Annotated in this window: 23 protein-coding genes; 11 read left to right on the top strand and 12 right to left on the bottom strand. The window is 38.4% G+C overall.

Going from position 1 to position 21,690, the window contains the following annotated elements; genetic code table 11:
* Positions 1 to 2: 2 nt before the first annotated feature.
* Together MKX82_RS03545 and MKX82_RS03550 are read right to left on the bottom strand one after the other, a co-directional pair.
* Positions 3 to 1,001: an inorganic phosphate transporter gene (locus MKX82_RS03545; RefSeq protein WP_233317353.1), complete on the bottom strand. Its 999-nt coding sequence runs from the start codon at positions 999 to 1,001 to the stop codon at positions 3 to 5.
* Between the two features lie 15 nt (positions 1,002 to 1,016).
* The gene (locus MKX82_RS03550; RefSeq protein ID WP_233317352.1) at positions 1,017 to 1,634 is read right to left on the bottom strand and encodes a DUF47 domain-containing protein; all 618 of its coding nucleotides are present in this window, start codon (positions 1,632 to 1,634) and stop codon (positions 1,017 to 1,019) included.
* A gap of 281 nt (positions 1,635 to 1,915) precedes the next feature.
* Between MKX82_RS03550 and MKX82_RS03555 the strand changes: the two genes are divergently transcribed.
* The 4 genes from MKX82_RS03555 to MKX82_RS03570 all read left to right on the top strand — a co-directional run bounded on the left by MKX82_RS03555 (position 1,916) and on the right by MKX82_RS03570 (position 4,632).
* On the top strand, positions 1,916 to 2,422 hold the full coding sequence (locus MKX82_RS03555; protein WP_237940755.1) for a GNAT family N-acetyltransferase: 507 nt from the start codon (positions 1,916 to 1,918) through the stop codon (positions 2,420 to 2,422).
* A 7-nt stretch (positions 2,423 to 2,429) separates the two neighbouring features.
* A complete protein-coding gene (locus tag MKX82_RS03560; protein ID WP_396953794.1) occupies positions 2,430 to 3,272 on the top strand; it encodes an SDR family oxidoreductase in 843 nt (280 codons plus the stop codon).
* Positions 3,273 to 3,348: 76 nt separating this feature from the next.
* Positions 3,349 to 4,179: an aldo/keto reductase gene (locus MKX82_RS03565; protein ID WP_445738825.1), complete on the top strand. Its 831-nt coding sequence runs from the start codon at positions 3,349 to 3,351 to the stop codon at positions 4,177 to 4,179.
* A gap of 198 nt (positions 4,180 to 4,377) precedes the next feature.
* Entirely contained in the window at positions 4,378 to 4,632 is a 255-nt protein-coding gene (locus MKX82_RS03570) for a GlsB/YeaQ/YmgE family stress response membrane protein (RefSeq protein WP_233317348.1), read from the top strand.
* 48 nt (positions 4,633 to 4,680) lie between these two features.
* On the opposite strand, the gene MKX82_RS03575 is transcribed toward MKX82_RS03570, so the two are convergent.
* Positions 4,681 to 5,607: an RluA family pseudouridine synthase gene (locus MKX82_RS03575; RefSeq protein WP_341075027.1), complete on the bottom strand. Its 927-nt coding sequence runs from the start codon at positions 5,605 to 5,607 to the stop codon at positions 4,681 to 4,683.
* Between the two features lie 155 nt (positions 5,608 to 5,762).
* On the opposite strand from MKX82_RS03575, the gene MKX82_RS03580 reads away from it, so the two are divergent.
* Together MKX82_RS03580 and MKX82_RS03585 are read left to right on the top strand one after the other, a co-directional pair.
* Positions 5,763 to 6,149, top strand: a complete 387-nt coding sequence (locus MKX82_RS03580; protein WP_251645091.1) for a DUF5365 family protein — start codon at positions 5,763 to 5,765, stop codon at positions 6,147 to 6,149.
* 126 nt (positions 6,150 to 6,275) lie between these two features.
* Positions 6,276 to 7,823 (top strand): bifunctional GNAT family N-acetyltransferase/carbon-nitrogen hydrolase family protein, encoded by a 1,548-nt coding sequence (locus MKX82_RS03585; protein ID WP_233317345.1) that lies wholly within the window; start codon positions 6,276 to 6,278, stop codon positions 7,821 to 7,823.
* A 57-nt stretch (positions 7,824 to 7,880) separates the two neighbouring features.
* On the opposite strand, the gene MKX82_RS03590 is transcribed toward MKX82_RS03585, so the two are convergent.
* Positions 7,881 to 8,126 (bottom strand): YhdB family protein, encoded by a 246-nt coding sequence (locus MKX82_RS03590; protein ID WP_233317344.1) that lies wholly within the window; start codon positions 8,124 to 8,126, stop codon positions 7,881 to 7,883.
* 175 nt (positions 8,127 to 8,301) lie between these two features.
* On the opposite strand from MKX82_RS03590, the gene MKX82_RS03595 reads away from it, so the two are divergent.
* Positions 8,302 to 9,294 (top strand): M14 family zinc carboxypeptidase, encoded by a 993-nt coding sequence (locus tag MKX82_RS03595; RefSeq protein ID WP_233317343.1) that lies wholly within the window; start codon positions 8,302 to 8,304, stop codon positions 9,292 to 9,294.
* Positions 9,295 to 9,322: 28 nt separating this feature from the next.
* On the top strand, positions 9,323 to 9,652 hold the full coding sequence (locus MKX82_RS03600; protein WP_233317342.1) for a DUF3889 domain-containing protein: 330 nt from the start codon (positions 9,323 to 9,325) through the stop codon (positions 9,650 to 9,652).
* 29 nt (positions 9,653 to 9,681) lie between these two features.
* Here the strand turns inward: MKX82_RS03600 and MKX82_RS03605 are convergent, their stop codons facing one another.
* From MKX82_RS03605 to corA, 5 genes are all read right to left on the bottom strand, one after another.
* On the bottom strand, positions 9,682 to 10,662 hold the full coding sequence (locus MKX82_RS03605; RefSeq protein ID WP_233317341.1) for an ABC transporter permease subunit: 981 nt from the start codon (positions 10,660 to 10,662) through the stop codon (positions 9,682 to 9,684).
* The gene (locus tag MKX82_RS03610) at positions 10,655 to 11,566 is read right to left on the bottom strand and encodes an ABC transporter ATP-binding protein (protein ID WP_233317340.1); all 912 of its coding nucleotides are present in this window, start codon (positions 11,564 to 11,566) and stop codon (positions 10,655 to 10,657) included. Before MKX82_RS03610 ends, MKX82_RS03605 begins: the two co-directional genes overlap by 8 nt.
* Positions 11,559 to 12,350, bottom strand: a complete 792-nt coding sequence (locus tag MKX82_RS03615; protein WP_341075034.1) for an SGNH/GDSL hydrolase family protein — start codon at positions 12,348 to 12,350, stop codon at positions 11,559 to 11,561. Before MKX82_RS03615 ends, MKX82_RS03610 begins: the two co-directional genes overlap by 8 nt.
* 171 nt (positions 12,351 to 12,521) lie before the next feature.
* Complete coding sequence (locus tag MKX82_RS03620) at positions 12,522 to 13,391, bottom strand: YitT family protein (RefSeq protein WP_396953795.1); 870 nt, start codon at positions 13,389 to 13,391, stop codon at positions 12,522 to 12,524.
* A gap of 191 nt (positions 13,392 to 13,582) precedes the next feature.
* Positions 13,583 to 14,533, bottom strand: coding sequence for a magnesium/cobalt transporter CorA (gene corA / locus MKX82_RS03625; protein ID WP_233317337.1), 951 nt, complete (start codon positions 14,531 to 14,533; stop codon positions 13,583 to 13,585).
* Positions 14,534 to 14,679: 146 nt separating this feature from the next.
* Here corA and MKX82_RS03630 point away from each other — a divergent pair, with 146 nt between their 5' ends.
* Positions 14,680 to 15,306 carry a nitroreductase family protein gene (locus MKX82_RS03630; protein WP_233317336.1) on the top strand — a complete coding sequence of 209 codons (627 nt, stop codon included), beginning with the start codon at positions 14,680 to 14,682 and terminating at the stop codon, positions 15,304 to 15,306.
* 159 nt (positions 15,307 to 15,465) lie between these two features.
* Entirely contained in the window at positions 15,466 to 16,167 is a 702-nt protein-coding gene (locus MKX82_RS03635; protein ID WP_341075038.1) for a response regulator transcription factor, read from the top strand.
* A gap of 38 nt (positions 16,168 to 16,205) precedes the next feature.
* On the opposite strand, the gene MKX82_RS03640 is transcribed toward MKX82_RS03635, so the two are convergent.
* From MKX82_RS03640 to MKX82_RS03650, 3 genes are all read right to left on the bottom strand, one after another.
* Positions 16,206 to 17,582 carry a hemolysin family protein gene (locus tag MKX82_RS03640; RefSeq protein ID WP_248574470.1) on the bottom strand — a complete coding sequence of 459 codons (1,377 nt, stop codon included), beginning with the start codon at positions 17,580 to 17,582 and terminating at the stop codon, positions 16,206 to 16,208.
* A 441-nt stretch (positions 17,583 to 18,023) separates the two neighbouring features.
* The gene (locus tag MKX82_RS03645; RefSeq protein ID WP_237942237.1) at positions 18,024 to 19,322 is read right to left on the bottom strand and encodes a hemolysin family protein; all 1,299 of its coding nucleotides are present in this window, start codon (positions 19,320 to 19,322) and stop codon (positions 18,024 to 18,026) included.
* A 178-nt stretch (positions 19,323 to 19,500) separates the two neighbouring features.
* Complete coding sequence (locus MKX82_RS03650) at positions 19,501 to 20,058, bottom strand: GNAT family N-acetyltransferase (protein ID WP_233317394.1); 558 nt, start codon at positions 20,056 to 20,058, stop codon at positions 19,501 to 19,503.
* A gap of 260 nt (positions 20,059 to 20,318) precedes the next feature.
* On the opposite strand from MKX82_RS03650, the gene MKX82_RS03655 reads away from it, so the two are divergent.
* Positions 20,319 to 21,587: a methyl-accepting chemotaxis protein gene (locus MKX82_RS03655; RefSeq protein WP_341075044.1), complete on the top strand. Its 1,269-nt coding sequence runs from the start codon at positions 20,319 to 20,321 to the stop codon at positions 21,585 to 21,587.
* The last annotated feature ends 103 nt before the right edge of the window (positions 21,588 to 21,690 follow it).

Here is a 21,690-nt window from a genome sequence, read left to right on the forward strand (position 1 = left end):
TTTTATAGGAACAGATTCAAAACATAATAACATAATGCTGCAACAGTTGCGGAAATCGGAAGAGTGATTACCCAAGTGATCAGCATTCTTTGAGCTGTACCCCATTTTACCCCTTTAAGACGGTGTGATGCACCTACCCCAAGAATAGAAGAGGAGATAACATGTGTTGTGCTGACTGGCAGGTGGATGTATGTCGCTCCAAAGATGATCATCGCACCAGTAATGTCTGCTGCAACCCCGTTTACAGGACGGATTTTCATAATGTTTCCGCCGACAGTTTTGATGATTCTCCATCCGCCGACAGATGTTCCTAGACCCATTGCTGCCGCACAGGCGAATTGAACCCAATGTGGGATATCGCTTGTTGTTAAATAGCCGTTAGCAATAAGAGCCATTGTGATGATACCCATTGCTTTTTGGGCATCGTTCGTACCATGTGTATATGATTGCAATGCCGCAGTGAAGATTTGGAAAATCCTAAATCTGCGGTTCGTTTTTGTTAAGTTAAGATCCTTAAAGAAGATCTTGAATAATGTATAGACGATATAACCCATTACAAAAGCGATAATTGGCGAAAGAATCAGGGCTTGAATAATTTTCATAAATCCATTATAGTTAAGGGCTTCAAAGCCAGATGCGGCAATCGCTGCACCAGCGATGGAACCGATAATTGCATGGGAGGAACTGCTTGGTATTCCGAAGTACCATGTCAATAGATTCCAGAAAATCGCAGCGATTAAAGCTGCCAATATTACAGTCGAACCATTTTCTAATTGGAAAGGATCTACAATATCCTTCGTGATAGTCTTTGCTACACCAGTGAATGTCATCGCACCAACGAAGTTCATTATTGCCGCCATGATGATGGCATGCTTTGGCTTTAACGCTTTTGTCGATACAGAAGTCGCAATTGCGTTTGCTGTATCATGGAAGCCATTGATAAAATCAAAAGCCAATGCAAAAAAGACAATCAAAATTGTTATAAATAAAATCATATCCATTTTTGTTAGGACTCCTTACGCATTCTTCATAATGATGCTTTCAAGTGTGTTGGCAACATTTTGGCAGTAGTCAGCAATGTCTTCTAAGTTTTCGTAGATTTCTTTGTATTGAATGATGCGAATTGGATCTTTTTCTACTGAGAACAAATGCTTAATTGATTGGCGAAGGATGCCGTCACATTTTGATTCTGTATCTTTAATACGAATTGCATATTCTCTGATTTTTGGAAGTTTTTTCGTTGATAGAAGTTCAACTGATTTTTGAATTTCTACTCCACAGCTTTTAATTGCTTCAACAAAACGAATCATGAATTCGTCAGCTGTTGTGATATTGTACATCTCAAACAAAGCAGCACAATGCTCAAGTCCGTCAAGAACATCATCCATGCTCATAGAAAGTGCAAGAATATCTTCCCTTTCAATAGGAGTGATGAAAGCTTTATTTAACTCAGTAATTACATCATGGATGTATGTATCACCTTTTGTTTCAATTTCTTTCATGGTTTCGGAAAACGTTTTTAAGTCGCTTACGTTAGTGATTTTGTAATCTGCGAAATAGTCAGCGCCTTCCTTTAAGTTCGTTGCAATATTATTTAAAAGTACAGCGAATTTATCTTGTTTTTTGAAAACCATAATTGTTACCCCCGATTTAATTTAGACCCCAAAATAGTCAAGCCTTACATAGTTTATAGGAAAATTGTCGAATCTTAAAGTATTTAGACGAAAAATTTACAAAAACTTAATAATTGGTTTACAAAAAATATAAATTGGAACCTTATGTTATTTACATTCTTTATACTGTATTTACAAATCTTTTCTTTGTTTTACTGTTATTGTTAAACATTAAGCTTGTCACAATACCTCTGATATGGAATAGAATATATGATTTAATATTTGCCATTGGAGTGAGTGATATGTTGGAAAATGATATGATATTTATTAGGAAAACAACTGAAGAGGATTTACCGTATATTTTGAGAACAGAAAGTGATTCGGAAAACTCTCCGTTTATCCAGCAATGGACAGTCGATGAGCATATAGATGCAATCGTGCAGGATCAAAACCTTCTTCATTTAACTGTTATTAGTAAAGATTTAGAGGTGCCTGTCGGTTATTTATTAGTCAATGGCTTACTAAACGAAAACAACAGCATAGAATTGAAAAGAACCGCTTTTTCTCATAAAGGGAGAGGTTATGGAAGACAAATGCTGCTGTTACTTAAAAGTTGGGCATTTACTCAGCAAAATGCGAACAGACTGTGGCTTGATGTGGTGGAACATAACAAAAGGGCCAAGGATTTATATAAATCAGCAGGATTTCACGTAGAGGGGCTGCAGCGGGAAGCCGTCAAAATTATGGGGCGGTATGAGTCCATTTATTTAATGTCTATTTTGAAGGAAGAATATGATAACGGCTTATAAGGGGGATATAATGGCAAAGACAGTTCTAGTAACAGGAGCGAGCAGCGGTTTCGGATTCATCACAGCATTAGAGTTTGCTAAAGAGGGTTATGAAGTCATTGCAGCAGTTCGTAATAGGCAAAAAGGGGCCAAGCTAATAGAAGTAGCGAAGAAATTGGAGGTGCATGAACGAATTGCCTTGGAAATACTTGACGTTACGTGCACAGAATCCATTACAGCATTGAAGGAAAAGGTCGAAGCACAGGGGAAGCTTGATATTCTTGTTAATAATGCTGGTTTTGCGGGGGCAGGCTTCGCAGAGGAAATTTCGCTGCAAGAGTACAAGGAACAAATGGAAACAAACTTTTTTGGTGCTATTGCTGTAACGCAAGCTTTTCTTCCAATGATGAGAAGCAACAGATACGGTAAAATAATCATGATGAGCAGCATAAGCGGCAAAATTGGTTTCCCTGGCTTAAGTCCGTATGTATCCTCAAAGTTTGCCCTGGAAGGCTGGAGTGAGTCGCTTAGACTAGAACTCCTTCCTTTTTCGATATATGTCACATTAGTAGAGCCTGGTTCTTATAAAACAAATATTTGGACTGAGGGGAAAAAAATTACAGAAAAATCGCAGCTCGCAAGCTCCCCGTACGCCAGTCAGCTGGAAAGTGTTGAGGCTTATTTAAAACAGGGAGAACATAAGTATGGAGATCCACTGGAGGTTGCCCGTAAAATCGTTGTGATAGCAGAAACGAAAAAGCCGAAGCTGAGGTATCGTCTTGGAAAAGGTGTGGGAATGACTATCTTCCTAAAAGAGCATCTGCCTTGGAAATGGTGGGAAAAAACAGTTCTATATATGTTGCGAAAATAATACATATAGGTAGTAACTAACTTAATGCAGCAATCATAATTGCTGCAACCATTTTTATGTCTTCATTCTTTTGGAGGTGTCTATGAATATCCATCATAATTTGAAACTGCATAATGGGATAGAAATGCCTCTTATCGGTCTTGGCACTTATAATCTTGGAGGTGGCAGGCCGACAGTGGAAACGGTCAAGGCAGCACTTGATCTTGGGTTTCGGTCAATTGACACTGCTTCCTTCTATAATAATGAACTAGAGGTTGGTGAAGGAATAAAAGAAAGCGCTGTCTTTAGGAAGGACGTTTTTGTAACAACGAAGCTCTGGAATGATGAGCATGGTTATGATGCTGCGTTAAGAGCTTTTGAAGCTAGTTTGCGAAGACTGGATATGGACTATGTAGATTTATATTTAATACATTGGCCTGGCAAGGATAAATATATCGAGACTTGGAAAGCCTTTGAGCGTTTGTATGGAGAAGGGGTTGTTAAGGCGATTGGCGTCAGTAATTTTCAAGAACATCATCTAAGCAAACTTTTGTCCACCTGTAATGAAAAGCCGGCTGTAAATCAAATAGAATTGCATCCCCGCCTTACTCAGGAGAAATTAAGAGAATACTGCAAGAAGCTAAATATTAAAGTGGAAGCTTGGTCACCACTGGCCAACGGCAGGCTGCTGAACGAACCGACAATCAATTATATTGCCAAAAAACATGGCAGGACACCAGCGCAAATTATATTAAGATGGCATGTTCAAAATGACATCATAGTCATACCAAAAACATCCTCGATAAAGCGCCTTGCAGAAAACGGAAATATTTTTGATTTTCGCTTAAGCATGGAAGAAATGAATTTAATTGACAGCCTAAATATGAATGAACGAGTTGGCCAAGATCCAGATAAAATGATTTTTTAATCTAAAGTATATAAGAAGGTGCAAGCTGTTTTGACGGCTTGCACCTTCTTGTTATACTGCTAGGTTTAAAAATAAAAACATGTGGTAAATATAGAGTACAAGCAGATAGCATAAAAGAATTACAAACAAGCTGCAGCTAATGTTACCTTGCTATCGCAATTTTTACTTAACAAAATGGAACTAAAAGGAGTGTTTAAGATGGGCTTTATTTGGTCTTTAATTATAGGTGGTATTATCGGTTGGCTTGCAGGGCTGATTGTCGGGAAGGATATTCCAGGAGGAATTATCGGTAACATTATCGCCGGATTTGTCGGTGCATGGTTAGGGTCATTAATTCTAGGAGATTGGGGTCCAACACTTGCTGACTTCGCTATCATTCCAAGTATCATTGGAGCAGTAATTCTAGTGTTTGTTTTAAGCTTTATTTTGAGAAAGATGCGCAAAACAGCGTAAATATAACTAAAAAACGGGATAAAGGCAGAGTGCCTTTATCCCGTTTTTTTATTCTCCGAGCAGCGTAAGTGCATTTTCAGGAAATACTGGCGGATCATCAAGGAAAGGAGCATATACTGTTAAGCTTTCCCCTGTAATCGGATGTGTCAGCTCAAGCCTTGCTGCATGCAAAGCCTGCCTGCTATACACAGGTGTTCCGCCGTACAGAATATCTCCTGCAAGAGGATGGCCGATGGAACTTAAATGGACGCGGATTTGATGCGTTCTGCCAGTATCCAGACTGCAGGAAACTAATGATAAATCTTTTTCAGGAAAATAAGCAAGCTTTCTGTAGTTGGTGACAGCGGCTTGTCCATTTTCTGAGATCCTTCTTCTTGTAGCATGATGACGGTCTTTACCAATTGGCTTGTCAATCTTGCCTTTTTTTCCTTTAACATATCCGTGAACAAGAGCTAAATAGGTTCTTTTTATTTTCCGTTCCCGCAAAGCATAATCTAACATATTTCCAATTAGTTCATGCTTGGCAAATAATATACAGCCTGTTGTATTCCGATCTAGTCGATGAATATGTTTAAGCTGTCGTTCCTCTCCATTCATTAACAAATGAAATGCTGCCCCGTTTGTAAGGGAGGAAACATCTTCTAAGGAATTAGGATGGGTATCTATCTCTGCAGGTTTATTTATGATTAATAAGAAGTCATCTTCATACACAATGTTTAGCTCCATATAGGTAGGTTCTATATTAGCAGACTGCGAATCAAACATCTTAATGGATAACGTATCACCAGTAGTTAATGGTGTGAGCCAATTTGTGATTATTTTATTGTTCAGCATTACTTTTTTTTGCATCTTGAAAAGATGCACTTGTTTTTTAGATGCAAGCATTACCGTGCGGAATAAGTCCTCAATAGACATATTCTTCCATTTATCAGGTATAGCCAGCTGCATCCATTCGCCTTTTCTTTCGAAATGCATAATTAAACCTCCATTAGTGCTGGTTTTGGCAATTATTAATAATCTTGCATAACCCATCATATCATGGTTTTAATTACCACGGAAAACTGGATGTGGTCTATGTTATTCTATTGATAATACTTTATGTATATTTTTAAAGAGGGTGGTAAAATCCAATGAAGGTAGCTTATGCTTCAACACCTGCACAGGAAGAGCAAATAAACGAACTTATACAAACTTTTTATACGTCCATTTTCCCCGACTTTTTTTCTGACGATGAAATTAACAAGTTCTCACGTTTGAATGTACTGCGTCTAACACAAGAGCAAGCCTATATGCTTAGCACCCTAAAAAACTCCTACCAAGTTATAGCAGCATTGCAGACCATTATTTCAATCGTCGAGAATGCGGAAGAAAGTGACCAATACGATTCATTATTCGAAAAGAATGTCGAGATTTTAGATGAGTTCGAGTTATTTTTCCCTTTCCGTCTGGATAATTTCACAAAAAAAGATAAAAGCCTAAGTATTTATGCAGAGGCAGCCAATGAACATTTAATATAAAGATGCCGCAGGATAAGCCTGCGGCTCTTTTTTTTGCATATACATAATATTATGTTCATAACAAGATTATCTTACAGGGAAATAGGGAAATGTAGAATTAAAAAGTGGAAAAAGGGAGCAGCTTAAATGACAAAACTAGATTTATCCAAGTTTGAAAAGCGGTTGATTATCAGAAATACAGAATATAAAGATATAGACAAAATTATGCAGCTTCAGGCAGAGTGCTTTCCTGGCATGGAACCGTGGACGAAAGCCCAGCTAAAAAGCCATTTGGATTTATTTCAGGAGGGGCAATTTGTTGCTGAATATAATGGAGAAATTATTGGGTCATGTTCTAGCCTGATTATCAATTTTGATGAGTATGATGACAGACATACATGGGATGATGTTACAGACAAAGGGTACATAACGAATCATAATCCAGACGGCTATAATTTATATGGTATTGAAGTTATGGTTGATCCAAAGTATAGAAGAATGAAAATAGGTCATCGCCTCTATGAAGCGCGCAAAGAACTGGTACGCCGCCTAAATTTGAAAAGCATCATTATTGGAGGCAGAATCCCGAACTTTTATAAATATGAAAATGAAATGTCTGCGAGAGAGTATGTGGAAGAAGTTATCCATCACCGGATTTACGATCCTGTATTATCCTTCCAGCTGATTAACGGTTTTACGATGATGCGCATAAACCCTAATTATCTGCCGGATGATAAGCAGTCCAGCAAATATGCGACGTTAATGGAGTGGAATAATGTTGAATATTTGCCGCAGTCAAAGCGTTTTTTCAAAAGCAGTTATCCTGTCAGAATCTGTGTAGTTCAGTATATGATGCGGCAAATTGACAGCTTTGAGGACTTTGCTAACCAAGTTGAGTATTATACAGATGTTGCATCAGATGCCTCATCTGATTTTGTTGTATTTCCTGAAATTTTTACAACGCAGCTTATGTCTTTCCTTGACGAGAAGATACCGATAAATGCTATCCGTAAAGTGACGCAATATACAGAGCAGTATATAGAGCTGTTCTCCAGTCTTGCAATCCGATACAATATTAACATTATCGGGGGCTCCCATTTTGTGCAAGAAGACGATGAGGAGATTTATAATATCTCGTATTTATTTAGACGAGATGGAAGCATTGAGAAGCAATATAAGCTTCATATTACTCCGAATGAGCAGAAATGGTGGGGAATCAGCCAAGGTGATCAAGTTCGTGTATTTGACACAGACTGTGGTAAAATTGCGATTCTGATTTGTTATGATATTGAGTTTCCGGAGCTTGCAAGGATTGCGACAGATATGGGCGCAAAAATCATCTTTACACCATTCTGTACAGAAGACCGCCAAGGATATTTACGTGTCCGCTATTGTGCTCAAGCAAGAGCTGTGGAAAACCAAATTTACACTGTTATCGCAGGGACTGTCGGTAATTTACCGCAGACCGAAAACATGGATATTCAATATGCCCAGTCTGCGATCTTTTCACCATCTGATTTTGAATTTGCAAGAGATGGAATTGTCGGTGAGACGAATTCGAATATTGAAATGGTCATGATTGGCGATGTAGATTTAGAAGTGCTTCGCCGTAAACGGCAAAATGGTACAGTAAGACATTTGAAGGACAGAAGAGACGATCTTTATGAAATTAATTATAAACATAAAAGATTTTAATGAAGTAAAAAACCGCGGAACCCTAACCGCGGTTTTTTTTTTTGGTGGAATTCTTTTTTACATCATTGTTGTGTGAATGTCATATCCGCTTACATTGTCGTTGGCATGGTCAATGTAGCGGAGCAAAGAATATAAATGATTCTCGATTACAGTATAATCATGTTCGAAATTATAGGCGTGCAGGAAATGTTCAATTTTTTTTGAAAGAAAATGATCCTTAGTGCGCACCATTAATATTAAAAGATTATCCCATTCTGAACGATGGGTGTAGTACAGTGCACGATCATAATCGACTTTATTCAAGCTGTCCGCCTCCTTTTGTTTGAAGGAGATACTTATAGTATATAGCTGATCTGAACAAAATCTCATTCTAAAACTTGGCTATGTTGAATTATCAGGGTTTTCTTTTTTTACCTGTATAAAAAAGCTGAATAAAAATCTGTAATTGATAAAAAATAAAAGGGAAAAGGAGGGCAATATGAAGAAAATAACCATTTTTATGCTTTGCCTTGCACTTTTCCTTCCATCTTCAGCTAAAGTTTTAGGAAAGGAGCTAAGCAGGGAGGAGCAATACACATATGATGAATATCAGCGAGATATATGGAAAATGAAAAGCAGATACAAAAGGCAATTGGAAGTACATACAATTGGCTATTCAGAATATGGGAGAAAGCTGTACGGAATAAAAGTTGGAAAAGGTGAAAAATCCATTCTGATTAGCGGAGCGCATCATGGCAGAGAGTGGATCACTGCTCTTTTAATGATGAAAATGATTGAAAATCAAGTGCAGCAGGAGGATTTGTATAACCGTATGGGAGAGTATTCTATCTGGTTTGTGCCGATGCTCAATCCAGATGGTGTTACCATCCAGCAGGGAGACCTGCAGAAGTTTCCGCTGTTTTCACGTATTTCTTTAAAAAGGATGAATGAAGGATCGAAAGACTTCACCCGCTGGAAAAGCAATGGAAGAGGAATTGATTTAAACCGTCAATATCCGGCAGGCTGGGATGAGTTGAAGGGTGAAAGTCCGAAGCCTTCTTATAAGAATTATAAAGGCAAAAAACCGCTTGAAGCAAAAGAGGTTCAAGCGATCGTAAGCTTGACGGAAAAAATCAAGCCGACAATTGCTGTCGCTTATCATTCCTCTGGCCAAGAGATTTATTGGGAATACAACAATAAGGAAAACACAGAAAGAGACCGAGCTATTGCTGCAAAATTGGCAGAAACAACAGGCTATGACCTCGGCACTCCTGATGTGGACGCAATTGGCTCAGGTTATACAGACTGGTTTATCAGCACCTATCATTTGCCTGCATTCACCATTGAAATTTGTCCTTCTGTTGAAGAGACAAATCCGCCAATGGACACATTCGGTGAAGAATGGAAGCGGAATGTTCATGTTACGTCTGTTTTGCTCGAGGAAGCAAAACAATTGGAAAATGTACATAAAAAGAATCTAGACTACAGATAATAGGAAAAAAACCAAACGGAGGATTACTATGAAAAATCGGGCTTTTCCTATTTTAGTTGCTTCTATTCTTATTATGGGGTTTTTGTTTCCATCCCATAATATAGCAGTCCAGAAAGTGGATTATGAAAAGTATGGGAGCATTGCCATTGCTGTAGTCAAAGCAGATTATCCTGAACAAGCTGTTACAGACTATAAATACATGGGCCGAAAGAAAATATCGACAATGGAAGTGGAAGACAGCTTTCAGTTCATAGTGAAGGAAAATAGCAAAGAGAAAACAGTTCAAGTGACAATTAAACATGATATAAAGAATGATAAGTTTATTTCTTTAACGGTAAGCGAACCTGAGCAGCCATAAAAAAAATCTGGGGGGAACCCAGATTTTTTTTAATAGACATCCTTTTTTGTAAAAGTGAAAAAGGAAACAGCTAATGCCGCGATTCCCCAAACTGCCAATACTGTTAACGAAAACGGCAAGGACATGCCTTCAATAGGCGGGATATTTCCTTGCAAATAATCGGTTAGCCTCAAGTTCACCATAAATAAATATTTGGCAGCTTCCCATGATGATGCAATATTAGAGATGATGGTCCCAGAAATTAAAAAGGCAAGCATCACTCCCATGCCAGCAGCTGTACTCCTGACAAGAATAGACAGCATAAAGGAAAGGGTCCCGACAACAAGGGAGACAAACCAGGCTAAACCAAACACCATCAATATATACTGCCATTGAGGAACGAGATGGACTCCTGCAGTATTAAGCTCTCCAGCTTGGACCGTAAATCCAGTCAAGATTGGAGCAGTCCAGCCTACATAGCCAAAGAACAGTCCGCTGATAAGATAAGAAAATAAACCGAACATAAACAAGATGAACGAGATGGACAGCACCAATGTGATGTATTTGCTGAGCAATATTTTCCAGCGGCGGACCGGCCTTGTTAAGAGCAGCTTTATGGTGCCGATGCTCCTTTCAGATGAAACTAGGTCGGCTGCGACAATCATCACCATTAACGGCAGCAAAAGCTGCATAGAGTTATCAAGAAACACTCGCAGAAATGTTGGCGCCCCAGGCTCCTGCGGATTAATATCATGATCAAGATAATATTGGGATTGACTGATTCGGACTTTTAGCTGATTCCGCCATTCGTCAGAAATCCCGCTTGAGCCTATTCTGTTTTGAGTGTCGATAATGGATTGCTGCAAGGTTGTCCGCCAATCCACATCTCCTAATCGTTTCTTTAAGTTTTCCATTTCGCGAAACTGTGCATATGTGAACATAGCAATCATCACGGCAATAATTAAGGTAACAATATACAGCCTTTTGCTCTTAACAAGCTTAAGCATTTCGTTATAGACAAGATTACTCAATCGTGCCACCTCCTGTCAGTTCAAGGAAGAGATGCTCTAAAGAAGGAATTTGTCTATTCATTTCAATTATATTAACATTCGCCTCAAACAACATTTTGCTCCACTTGCTTGCCTCTTCTTCTAAAAAAGGCGTAATGACGTTTTCGCCGTCAATTTTGACAGAAGGAGAGACGCTCTTTAATAGATCAATACCAACATCCATAGGAGTAAAGCGCCAAATAATTCTTTCTTGTGCAGTAAGCAAGGATTGAACAGACTCTGTATGAATAATCTTGCCATTCAAGATGATTGAGACTCTGTCACAAAGCAGCTGGATTTCACTGAGGAGATGGCTTGAAACTAAAACACTTAAGCCTTCCTTTTCCGCCAAAAAGCGGATAAATTGTCTCATTTCTCTTATGCCGGATGGATCTAAACCATTTGTCGGCTCATCAAGTATTAAAACTTTAGGTCTGCTTAAAAGTGCCTGCCCGATGCCAAGTCTCTGTCTCATCCCGAGTGAGTAGGTTTTTACCTTATCATGAATTCTGTCTTTCAAACCGACAAGCTCGATGATATCTTCAATCCGTTTATCATCAACCCCCTTTAACATGCGCGCAAAAAATTGCAGGTTTTCCCAGCCGGTTAAGTAAGGATATAGCTCTGGATTTTCTACAATGCAACCAAGCCTTTCCATTGCTTTTGAAAAATCCTTTTTAACATCATAGCCGCAAATTTGGATGGAACCAGAGGTTGGCTTAATCAAACCGACAAGCATTCGAATTGTTGTTGTTTTTCCGGCTCCGTTTGGTCCAAGAAAACCAAATACTTCTCCGCTTTTCAGTTCAAAGCTGATATCTTTAATAATCTTTCTTTTCCCAATCGTTTTCGTCAGGTTTTTAACTGCCAGTGTTGTTTCACTCATTTTCTTCTACCTCCCAGGAAATTAAGGAAGCGACTCTGTCTGCCATCAATTCGTATCCTTGTTTGTTCGGATGGAAATGGTCTGAATAAAGATAGGTTTGGACATTCTGCTGGAAAATATCATATGTAGGAACAAAGATTGTCCTCGCAAAAGCTGCACTCGTTTCCGCACTTTCATAATTCCAGTCCCGGACAATTTTAGAGGTAAGCTCACTATCTTCCAAATCACTGAAAGGATTATAGAGACCAATCAGGTAAATTGGTGTCTTCTCATTTGTCGCTCTAATTGTTGTCAAAATATCCTCTAAATTCTGATTATAGGTTGCAGATAATTTGGAAACAGTACCATCATCAAAATGGGATAGTGTTTCTCCACCCTGGAATAAATCATTTCCGCCTATCGTAATAAAAATGATGTCGGCATTTTTAATTTGCCGCTGTATTTCCTGCTGCTTGACCTGGGCCGAGAGCTCTGTAGAGGTTTGGCCTTTAATACCATAGTTTTTTAGTGTAATGTCTTCATCTGTTTTATCAGACAGCTTGTCTTTCAGATAGCCGATATAGCCTTTTCCTGCCTCATCGCCAGTTCCCCTTGTAAGAGAATCTCCTAGAGCTAAAAGCTGTACCCCTCCAGATGGTGCTGCTTCTGCAGGTTTATTGGATGTGTCTAATTCCTTCTTAGAGCCTTGGGCATAATCGACAAGCACCCAGCCGAGACCAAACATCCACATCAAACAGACGAGCAAAGAAAGCGAAGTAATATAGATGGTTGCCTTCTTTTTCAATATGTCTCCCCCTTTTTCTTTTTTAAGTTCTTATGTCATATTTTATCGATGCTTGTAAGCGGAAGCAAACAATAGCTAGTTTTAAGTGTTGACAAGTAAAAGATTAAATAGACGTTATGGATGTTAAAGCAAAAAAAGAGTCAGGCAAAAGCGCAAGACTCTATTTCTATGTTAATGAATGTCCTTTTTCTTAAAGCGTCCGCCTCGAACCTCTGCAATATTAGCTACTGCAAGGAAAGCAGTTGGGTCCAGCTCCTCTACAATCAGCTTCAGCTTCGCTTCTTCCAATCTGTTGATGACACAGAAGATGACTTTCTTATTATCGCCAGTATAGGCACCTTCACCTTTCAGATATGTTACCCCCCGTCCTAATCTTGCGATAATTGTCTCACCAATCACTTCAGCATTGTCGCTGATAATCCAGGCTGACTTTGATTCATCGAGTCCAGCTATGACAATATCGATCACTTTAAAGGCAATAAAGTAAGCGATGATGGAATACATTGCACGATCCCAAGTGAAAACAAAACCTGCCGTAATAAAAATAAAAAAGTTAAAAAACATAATAATTTCTCCGACAGAAAAGGGAAGTTTCTTACTGAAAAGAAGTGCGAGTATTTCGGTGCCATCCAATGAGCCTCCGAAACGAAGAACGATGCCAACGCCAACACCAAGAATAATTCCGCCGAAAACAGTTGCAAGCAGTAAATCTTCTGTAAATACAGGTACATCATGAAGCAGAATGGTTGTTATGGAAAGAACCGTTATTCCTAATAATGTGGAAAGGGCGAATGTCTTCCCAATTTGTTTATAACCGATGTAAAAAAACGGAATATTCAAAAGGAAGATAAAGAAGCCTAGCTTAACGGATAGCAAGTGGGAAAGGATAATGGAAATACCGACAATTCCGCCATCAAGGATTTGATTAGGAACAAGAAATTCTTCAATGCCAATTCCCATCATGACACTTCCTAAGATAATAAAAAGTGCTCTTTTCAATAGAACGCTTTTAGGCAGCACTTTATGCTGCGGTTTTTCCATATTTATAGATGTTTCAAGCTGTGGTGATTCCATTCAGTTTCCTCCAATCAATATAGTGAATTTTAAGAATTATTAAAATTTAAAAAGGGCAAATATAAAGGGGATACTCTAAATAGAGGGGTTAGTATTATTTTATCATACAGATGTTTAGTTGGCATATTCTAAAGCTTAAAGAAGAAGCTAGGCTGGCTTTATTTAAACCAGCCTTTTCGTTTGAAGTATAAGAACATGCAGCAAGCTATCAGAACCATTGTTCCTAATAAACTAAAGTAACCATATTTCCAGTTTAACTCAGGCATATACCGGAAATTCATGCCGTAAAGGCCAGCAAGAAAGCTCAGTGGCATGAATATGGTTGTAATCACTGTCAGGATTTGCATAATGCGGTTGGACTGGTGGGCATTATAAGACAGGTAGCTGTCTCTAATATCAGCAGTCATTTCTCTGTTAGATTCAATTACTTCTGCCAGCTTCAATAAATGGTCGTAAATATCTGAGTAGTATTCCCGTTTATTAGAAACAGCTGTTAATCTTTTTGTGTTTAACAATGTATAGAGGAGATCTCTCATCGGCACAACTGTATGGCGCACAGATAATAATCGATGCCTTGTTTCATAAAGGTCGTCTAATAATACTTCCATTGATTTGTTTTCAGGGTTTTCGTCAATTTCATTCAGAAAATCTTCAATTTCATAAATAATGGGTATATAGTTGTCAACAAGTCGGTCTAATAATTCATAAAGTACAGTGAATTGACTCCACTTAGCTGGCTTTTTTTCACCTAAGAGCTTTTTGGCCACAAATTGGACTTCGATGGAAGGTTCCTTATGAAAGCTGACGATATAATTATCACCTATGAAAAGATTAAGTTCTTCTTTCGCATATGTTTTAGCTTCAAGACTGTGGGTAACCAAAAAAGTATACTCGTCAAAATAGTCTATTTTAGGACGCTGCAGATTATGGAGGCAATCTTCAATAGATAGGGGATGGAATTGAAGAGGCTCCCGTAAATATTCAATTTCACTATCCACAGGGCTATTGAAATCAATCCAATACCACTCATAATTGCCTTCCTGCAAGTCCTCCATAGTCAGGCCAGTTTCTAACGTATTCTGTTTTGTTAATGCGATAATGTCAATCATGTTTTCTCCTTAATACTGGGAGCAAGGATATACCTTATGTCCATAATAATAATAGTGTATATATTATCATATTCTTGACGAAAAAACTTTTCAAGGTTATTATTTCATTAGTTAGTTACAAAAAGTAAGTAAAATGGAGGGTACCAATGACTACAGAAATTAGCAGTGAACAGTTTATGGATATATTAAAAGCACGCAGAGCAGTGAAAGTTTACGACGAGAGCTATCAATTATCAAAGGAAGAAATTGAAGAGCTTCTTGAGTTAGCAGGTAGAGCGCCGTCTGCTTGGAATCTGCAGCATTGGCATTTTGTTGTTTTTCATGGAAATGAAGCACAAGAAAAACTTCTTCCGATTGCTTTCAACCAACAACAGATAACACAGTCATCTTGTGTTATCGCTGTGCTAGGTGATTTAGAAGCAGATAAAAACGCAGAAGAAGTATTCGGGAAAGATATGGAAAAAGGCAGAATAAAAGAAGAGCTTGCTGATGTTATTAAAGGCCAGATTAAAGGAGCATACTCTAACGACGTATATCCTAGAGATGCAGCTAACTCTAATGCTTCCTTGGCTGCTATGCAGTTAATGATTGCAGCAAAAGGCAAAGGACTGGATACATGTGCTATCGGCGGTTTCAACCGCGGGAAGTTTGTGGAAGAGTTCCAAATCTCTGAGCGCTATTTGCCGATAATGCTTATCACAGTCGGAAAGGCAGCTGCTCCTGGTAGAGAAACAGACCGCTTGCCATTAGAAAAAACAACTACTTGGATTTAAGGAAAAAACCGGACAGATGTCCGGTTTTTTGTCTATATGCCCATTCTTTTATGAGGCTATACATAACGATTTTTTGCATCAGAAGTAATGCTTAAATGCTTTTTTTGCTATAATAGTGATAATTAAATCGCATGTTAATGCCTGTGAGGATGAATGGATATGAAAATACTTGTTATAGAGGATAATGAAAGTGTATGCTCCATGCTGGAGATGTTTTTTCTAAAGGAAAACTATGAAGGCGTATTTATACATAATGGTAAAGAAGCGCTAGATTATTTTATGGAAAATCAGGAGTGGGATATCATCATTGTCGACTGGATGCTGCCTGGAATGGAGGGCGTGACAATCTGCAGGAAAATAAGAGAGGTCAGCTCTGTTCCAATTATCATGCTGACTGCAAAAGACAGTGAGTCAGATCAGGTGCTCGGACTGGAGATGGGTGCAGATGATTATGTGACGAAACCATTCAGCCCATTGACACTGATGGCGAGAATTAAAGCTGTTACCCGCCGTTATCAGAAGGATGCTGTCAGCAAAGTGGATTCTAAATTCCTGACAAGCGAACATTTTAAAATCAGCAAAGAAACGAGAGAAGTAATCTATAATGGCAAGACACTTTCCAACTTGACTCCGAAGGAATTTGATCTGCTTTATTATTTGATAAGCAATCCGAAACAGGTGTTCACTCGAGAGCAGCTGCTTGACAGAGTATGGGGTTATCAGTTCTATGGAGATGAAAGAACAGTGGATGTTCATATTAAAAGGCTCCGCAATAAGATTGGCACAAAAGAACAGCCGTTTATTCATACAATCTGGGGAGTAGGATATAAGTTTGACGAAAGTGCCGGCAATGGAGAATAAAAGAAAAATAAAAGAGGAGGGATTTGTCCCTCCTCTTTTTATACGATTTCTGCTTCTGATGGGGAAACAGCTGGCTGAGCTATCTGCCTTTGGCTGGAGCTTTCAGGAAGCTCCTCAAGCTCGCGCATCTTCATTACTTCCACATATTTAATATGGTGGTCTTCCATTTCAATTATTTTAAAGCTGTAGGAATCGAATGTCAGGATATCTCCTTCTGTTGCATCATAATCAGAAGTCAAAATCCAGCCACCTAATGTATCAATATCCTCATCATCCATCTCAATGGACAGCAGGGAGTTGACTTGTGTTATCAACAGCTTTGCATCGAGGATAAAGTGGTTTTCCTTCACCTTTTGAATGCTTGGAATCTCATCCATATCAAATTCATCGCGAATATCACCGACAATCTCTTCAATGATGTCCTCAACTGTTACTAAACCTGAGGTTCCGCCGTATTCGTCCATTAATATCGCCATATGAATTCGTTCCTTCTGCATTTTAACGAGCAAATCATGGATTGGAACGGTTTCAATGACTCGGATAACTGGACGAATATAGGAATCTAGCTTTTTCGCGCTTAAATCTTTTGAACGAATCAATGCGGTCATAATTTCCTTGACGTTAATCATGCCGACAATATGATCCTTGTCACCATCTGTAATAGGGTATCTTGTAAACTGTTCACCTTGAATGACGTCCATTAGGTCATCAAGGTTGCTTTCTTGTTCCAATGAGATGATCTCTGTACGCGGAACCATAATTTCCTTTGCGATGCGATCATCAAAATCGAAAATCTTGTTTACATACTTAAACTCTGATTGGTTTATTTCGCCGCTTTTAAAACTTTCAGAGACAATAATGCGAAGTTCTTCCTCCGAATGGGCTAAATCATTTTCAGAAACAGGCTTTAATCCAAACATGCGAGTAATGATTCTTGCAGATCCGTTTAAGACCCAAATGAATGGGTACAGCACCTTATAAAAAGCAATCAATGGTCTTGCTGCCATTAAGGTAATTAATTCTGCTTTATGAATAGCGAATGTTTTTGGAGCCAATTCTCCCACTACTACATGAAGAAACGTAATAATGGCAAATGATATGGAAAAGGACAAGATTGTCACAGCTGCTTCCGGAATGTGAATAAAATGGAATAAAGGTAACAGAATGTCATGAATTGTTTCCTCACCAAGCCACCCGATGCCAAGTGCTGTAATGGTGATACCCAATTGACATGCCGATAAATATTCATCAAGGTTTGTGATGATTTTTTTTGCGGCAATGGCATTTTTGTTGCCTTCCTCCATTAACTGGTCAATTTTAGAACTGCGCACTCTGATAATAGCAAACTCTGAAGCTACAAAAAATGCAGTAAAAGCAATCAAAATGGCTATAATAACCAAGTTAAATATGTCCAATAAGTTTCCTTATCCCGCAATAGGCGAGTAAGGAGTCACCTCCTGATTAATACATGATATTAAATTTTCAAATGGCTAATTGACATGTCTATATTTCTGGATCCTTTTTTAAAATGAATGTGATCTAGTCTTAGTTTGTATGAAGCTGATTGTAGGTTCTAGGATATGATCAATCATTTTAGGAAAAGAATCAGAAGTTCTTTTTAGATTTACGATCCCATCGTACCACCTCAATCTTTCCGTTAGATATAATAATAATTATACTTTAAGCCAAACTGCGCAGTCAAACGATGCAATTTTTCAATTTTCAGTTTATTGAATGATGGCTAAAGCTCTTATTTATCATTTTATGTGAAAGAGAAAAAAATATGTTTAAGCATTGTTTGTCTTTTTGCTCAATATTTAGTGCGGTCTTTAAGCTTTGACCGCACTCTTATGTAGTTATTTTGCCTTTACCACTTCTATAGAAGAAATGTGATCGTTTTGTACTTCGGCTACTTTGAATATATAGCCTTCATATTCAATAGAATCTCCTAAACTTAACTCAGAGCTGACAGAAAACAGCCAGCCGCCAATCGTGTGCATTTCGTCATTTTCAATGGAAATGGAGAGAAGTTGGCTCACATCATTTATATGAAGTTTAGAATCCATTCGATAATGGTTTTCGCCGATTTTCTCGATGGAAGGCTTTTCGTCTACATCGAATTCGTCCATAATATCTCCGACTATTTCTTCTAAAATATCTTCGACAGTAACAAGCCCTGCTGTCCCGCCAAACTCATCATGAAGAATGGCAATGGAAGTCCGTTCCTTCTGCATTCTTATTAAGAGCAGTTGGATTGGTATTGTTTCCATCACATGAATAATCGGTTGAATATACGTTTTTAATGGAGAATTATCCATGCAGCTGTCTCTAATACAATCAGTCAATATTTGTTTTGCATGGATAAAGCCGACAATCATATCCTTATTCCCGTCTTTCATAATCGGAAATCTTGTGTAGCGATTAGAGCTGATTGCTGTAATGGCCTCATTTAATGGCATGTCCTCTGATAATGCTACCATTTCTGTTCGCGGCACCATCACTTCATGAGCAAGTCTGTTATCAAACTCAAAGATTCGTTGGACATAACGATATTCCGTCCTGTTTATTTCTCCATTTTGATAGCTTTCCTTCAAAATAAGCTGAAGCTCTTCTTCTGACAGTGCGTTGTCATTCGTATCAGTGCTTTTGACCCCATATAAGCGGGCTACTAGTCTAGCTGCATGATTCAATACCCATATAAAAGGGAAGGTGATTTTATAAAACAAAATGAGAGGTTTCGATAAGGACAAGGTGACTCTTTCCGCATAACGGATAGCGATAGATTTAGGAAAGAGCTCCCCAATGACAACATTAATATAAGTGACAACAGAAAACGCCAGCACAAAGGAAATAATATGTGCTGCAGAATCTGGCAGCTGTAATTTTGCTACAACCGGCGCCATAATTTTCAGCACAGTCGGTTCACCGAGCCAGCCTAAACCCAATGAGGTTATGGTGATTCCGAGCTGGCAAGCAGATAGGTAGCTATCCAAATGGGTCGTGATTGTTTTGGCAGAAGCTACGTTCTTATGTCCAGCTGCCTCCAAAGAATTCAACCGGCTTGGTCGCACTCTGACCATGGCAAATTCGATTGCAACAAAAAAGGCAGAAAAGGCTATTAGTACAAGTATGAGAAGAAGATTGGAAATAATCACTGCGCTCAACACCATTCGTTATTGTCTTTGCTGCTACTCTTAAACTAATTGTTAGTCTGCACTAAATGCAGAATTCTTAGTAAGAATTTAAATAGCATTATTTTTTAAATAGCGCATTTCCAATAATTTTAAACATTTTAGTGTTTTTAGAAGAATTCAAAAGGGGAAAAGGAGGGGATTAGGTACGGCGATTTAATGCTGTCCAATCTCGCTCTAGCATGCTGTACAAATATAAATCATGGTAATGATCATAAAGCCATTCTCCGTCCCTAAGGATACCTTCCTTTTTGAAGTGAAGCTTCTCAGGTATTGCTTGACTTTTGAAATTGTTAACTCCACAGCGTATTTCAATTCTGTTGAGGTTTAAATAATAAAAAGCGTGATTTAAAACAGCAACGACACATTTAGTCATGATTCCTTTTCCTTGGACAGCTTCTCCTAAATAATAGCCGATGCTTGCTTGGCGGCTCATCCAGTCCAGCTGCTGAAGAGATATCATACCGATAAGTTTGTCTCTGTAAAAAATTCCGGCCTGGAAGCCATTGTTATCTGCAAGCTGTTTATGCCAGTCTGGAATGATCGACTGGTATTGATAAGGAGAGATAATATGATCAATCCAAGGAAGCCATTCCTTTAAATAGGCACGATTCTGGTCAACAAGCTGAAAGAGCTCGTTGCTATCCTGCATATGAAGCATGCGGATGTGGATTTCATGATCGACAGCTAAATGAAATATATAGAATCATTCCCTTCTATGAATGATAATTAATTCCCTTTAGCTTATGCCAAACTAACGTTTCTTGTTATCAGAAATGCTTTAAATTCCAACGAGAATAGGCGTTTTGACTAGAAAAGGAATATTGCAAAAAATATAAAAAATAGCTTAATATTCTCCTATATACGCCGATAGACATAGTAAATGAGTAGTTATTTTATCCTATGTTGTTAGCGCTTTTATAAAGCGAACTAGTTTGCTGTGAAGGGAGATAGATTGTTGTGAAAAAGAAAAGTTTATTAGCTAAAATGGTGGCACTTGTATTCCTAGCTGTCCTAGTTGGTGCAGCTGCAAGTGGAACGGCAGTATATTTGTTAAACAGCGGGTTTGAACAGTCTGTTCTCTTGATTGGAGCTGTTGCATTAATTCTTGCTGTCGTACTTTCTGCTGTATTCTACATAGTCTGGAGAAGGAAGTTTGTTGTATTAGCAAATGTAAGCGAATCCTTCATGAGGCTGTCTGAGGGCAATATGAATATCAATATGCAAGCTCATTCATCAAAGGATGAGGTAGGGATACTTTGCAATGCGATGGAGAATTTAAAAGATCAGCTTGAATATTTGCTGAATGAAAGCAGCAATATTAGTAATTTAATTTTAGAATCATCTGCTGAACTATCAGCTGTTGCTGAGCAAACATCTGCAAGCTCAGAGGAGATAGGCAGAGCGATGGGAGAAATCGCCCATGGTGCAGGAGAACAGGCTGCAGCATTAGAGGATGTAAATAAGGAAATGGGAAGACTGAATAATTCTATTAACAAAATGAATGAAAAGAATGACCAAATTGATAATGCCGCTCATAGCTCAGAAACGGCAACTAAAAAAGGGCAAGAAATGATAAACCAACTGAAAAAATCAAATGAATTGGCAAAGAAAGCGACAGATGAGGTAAGTGTCGGAATTTCAAGCCTTTATACAAAAATCCTTGATATTTCAAAAATCACGGTCACAATTGACCAGATATCCGAACAGACAAATCTGCTTGCATTAAATGCCAGCATTGAAGCGGCTCGTGCCGGAGAGCATGGCAAAGGATTCTCTGTTGTTGCCAGTGAAGTAAGAAAGCTGGCAGAAGGAACGAATCTGGCGACAAAGCAAATTCAGGAAATGATTCAAGCGATAGAAAAGGAAACTGAAAAAACGGTTCAAGCATTATTTGAAACAACCTCTCAATCAGAAGAGCTGAATAATGCCGTCAATGGGACAGAAAATGAATTCACAAACATATCGACTGCTGTTAATGAAACAATCCATGCTGTTAAGGATCTGGGAAATGAGCTTGCATCCGTGGTAAATCAAAATAATCATATTTTAGAATCTGTTACTGCAATATCTGCTGTTTCTGAAAGTGCAGCAGCTGCAGTTGAAGAGGTATCCTCATCAACAGATGAACAAATTGCTGCAATCAGTAATGTGACAAAGGCAGCAGAAGCAATGATCAGTCGCGGCGAGCAGCTGAAGGATATCTTAAAAAATTACAAACAGCATTAAATATACTGGCCTGCTGCAAAATGTGCAGCAGGCCTATTCTAGGTTAGTCAAGCAAGGTTTATAAATGATTAGGCTAAAAATTGAAATTTGACTTATATAAGCT

Origin of the sequence: Niallia sp. FSL R7-0271 (genome assembly GCF_038005785.1) — a bacterium.
In the GTDB taxonomy this organism is placed as follows: domain Bacteria; phylum Bacillota; class Bacilli; order Bacillales; family Cytobacillaceae; genus Niallia.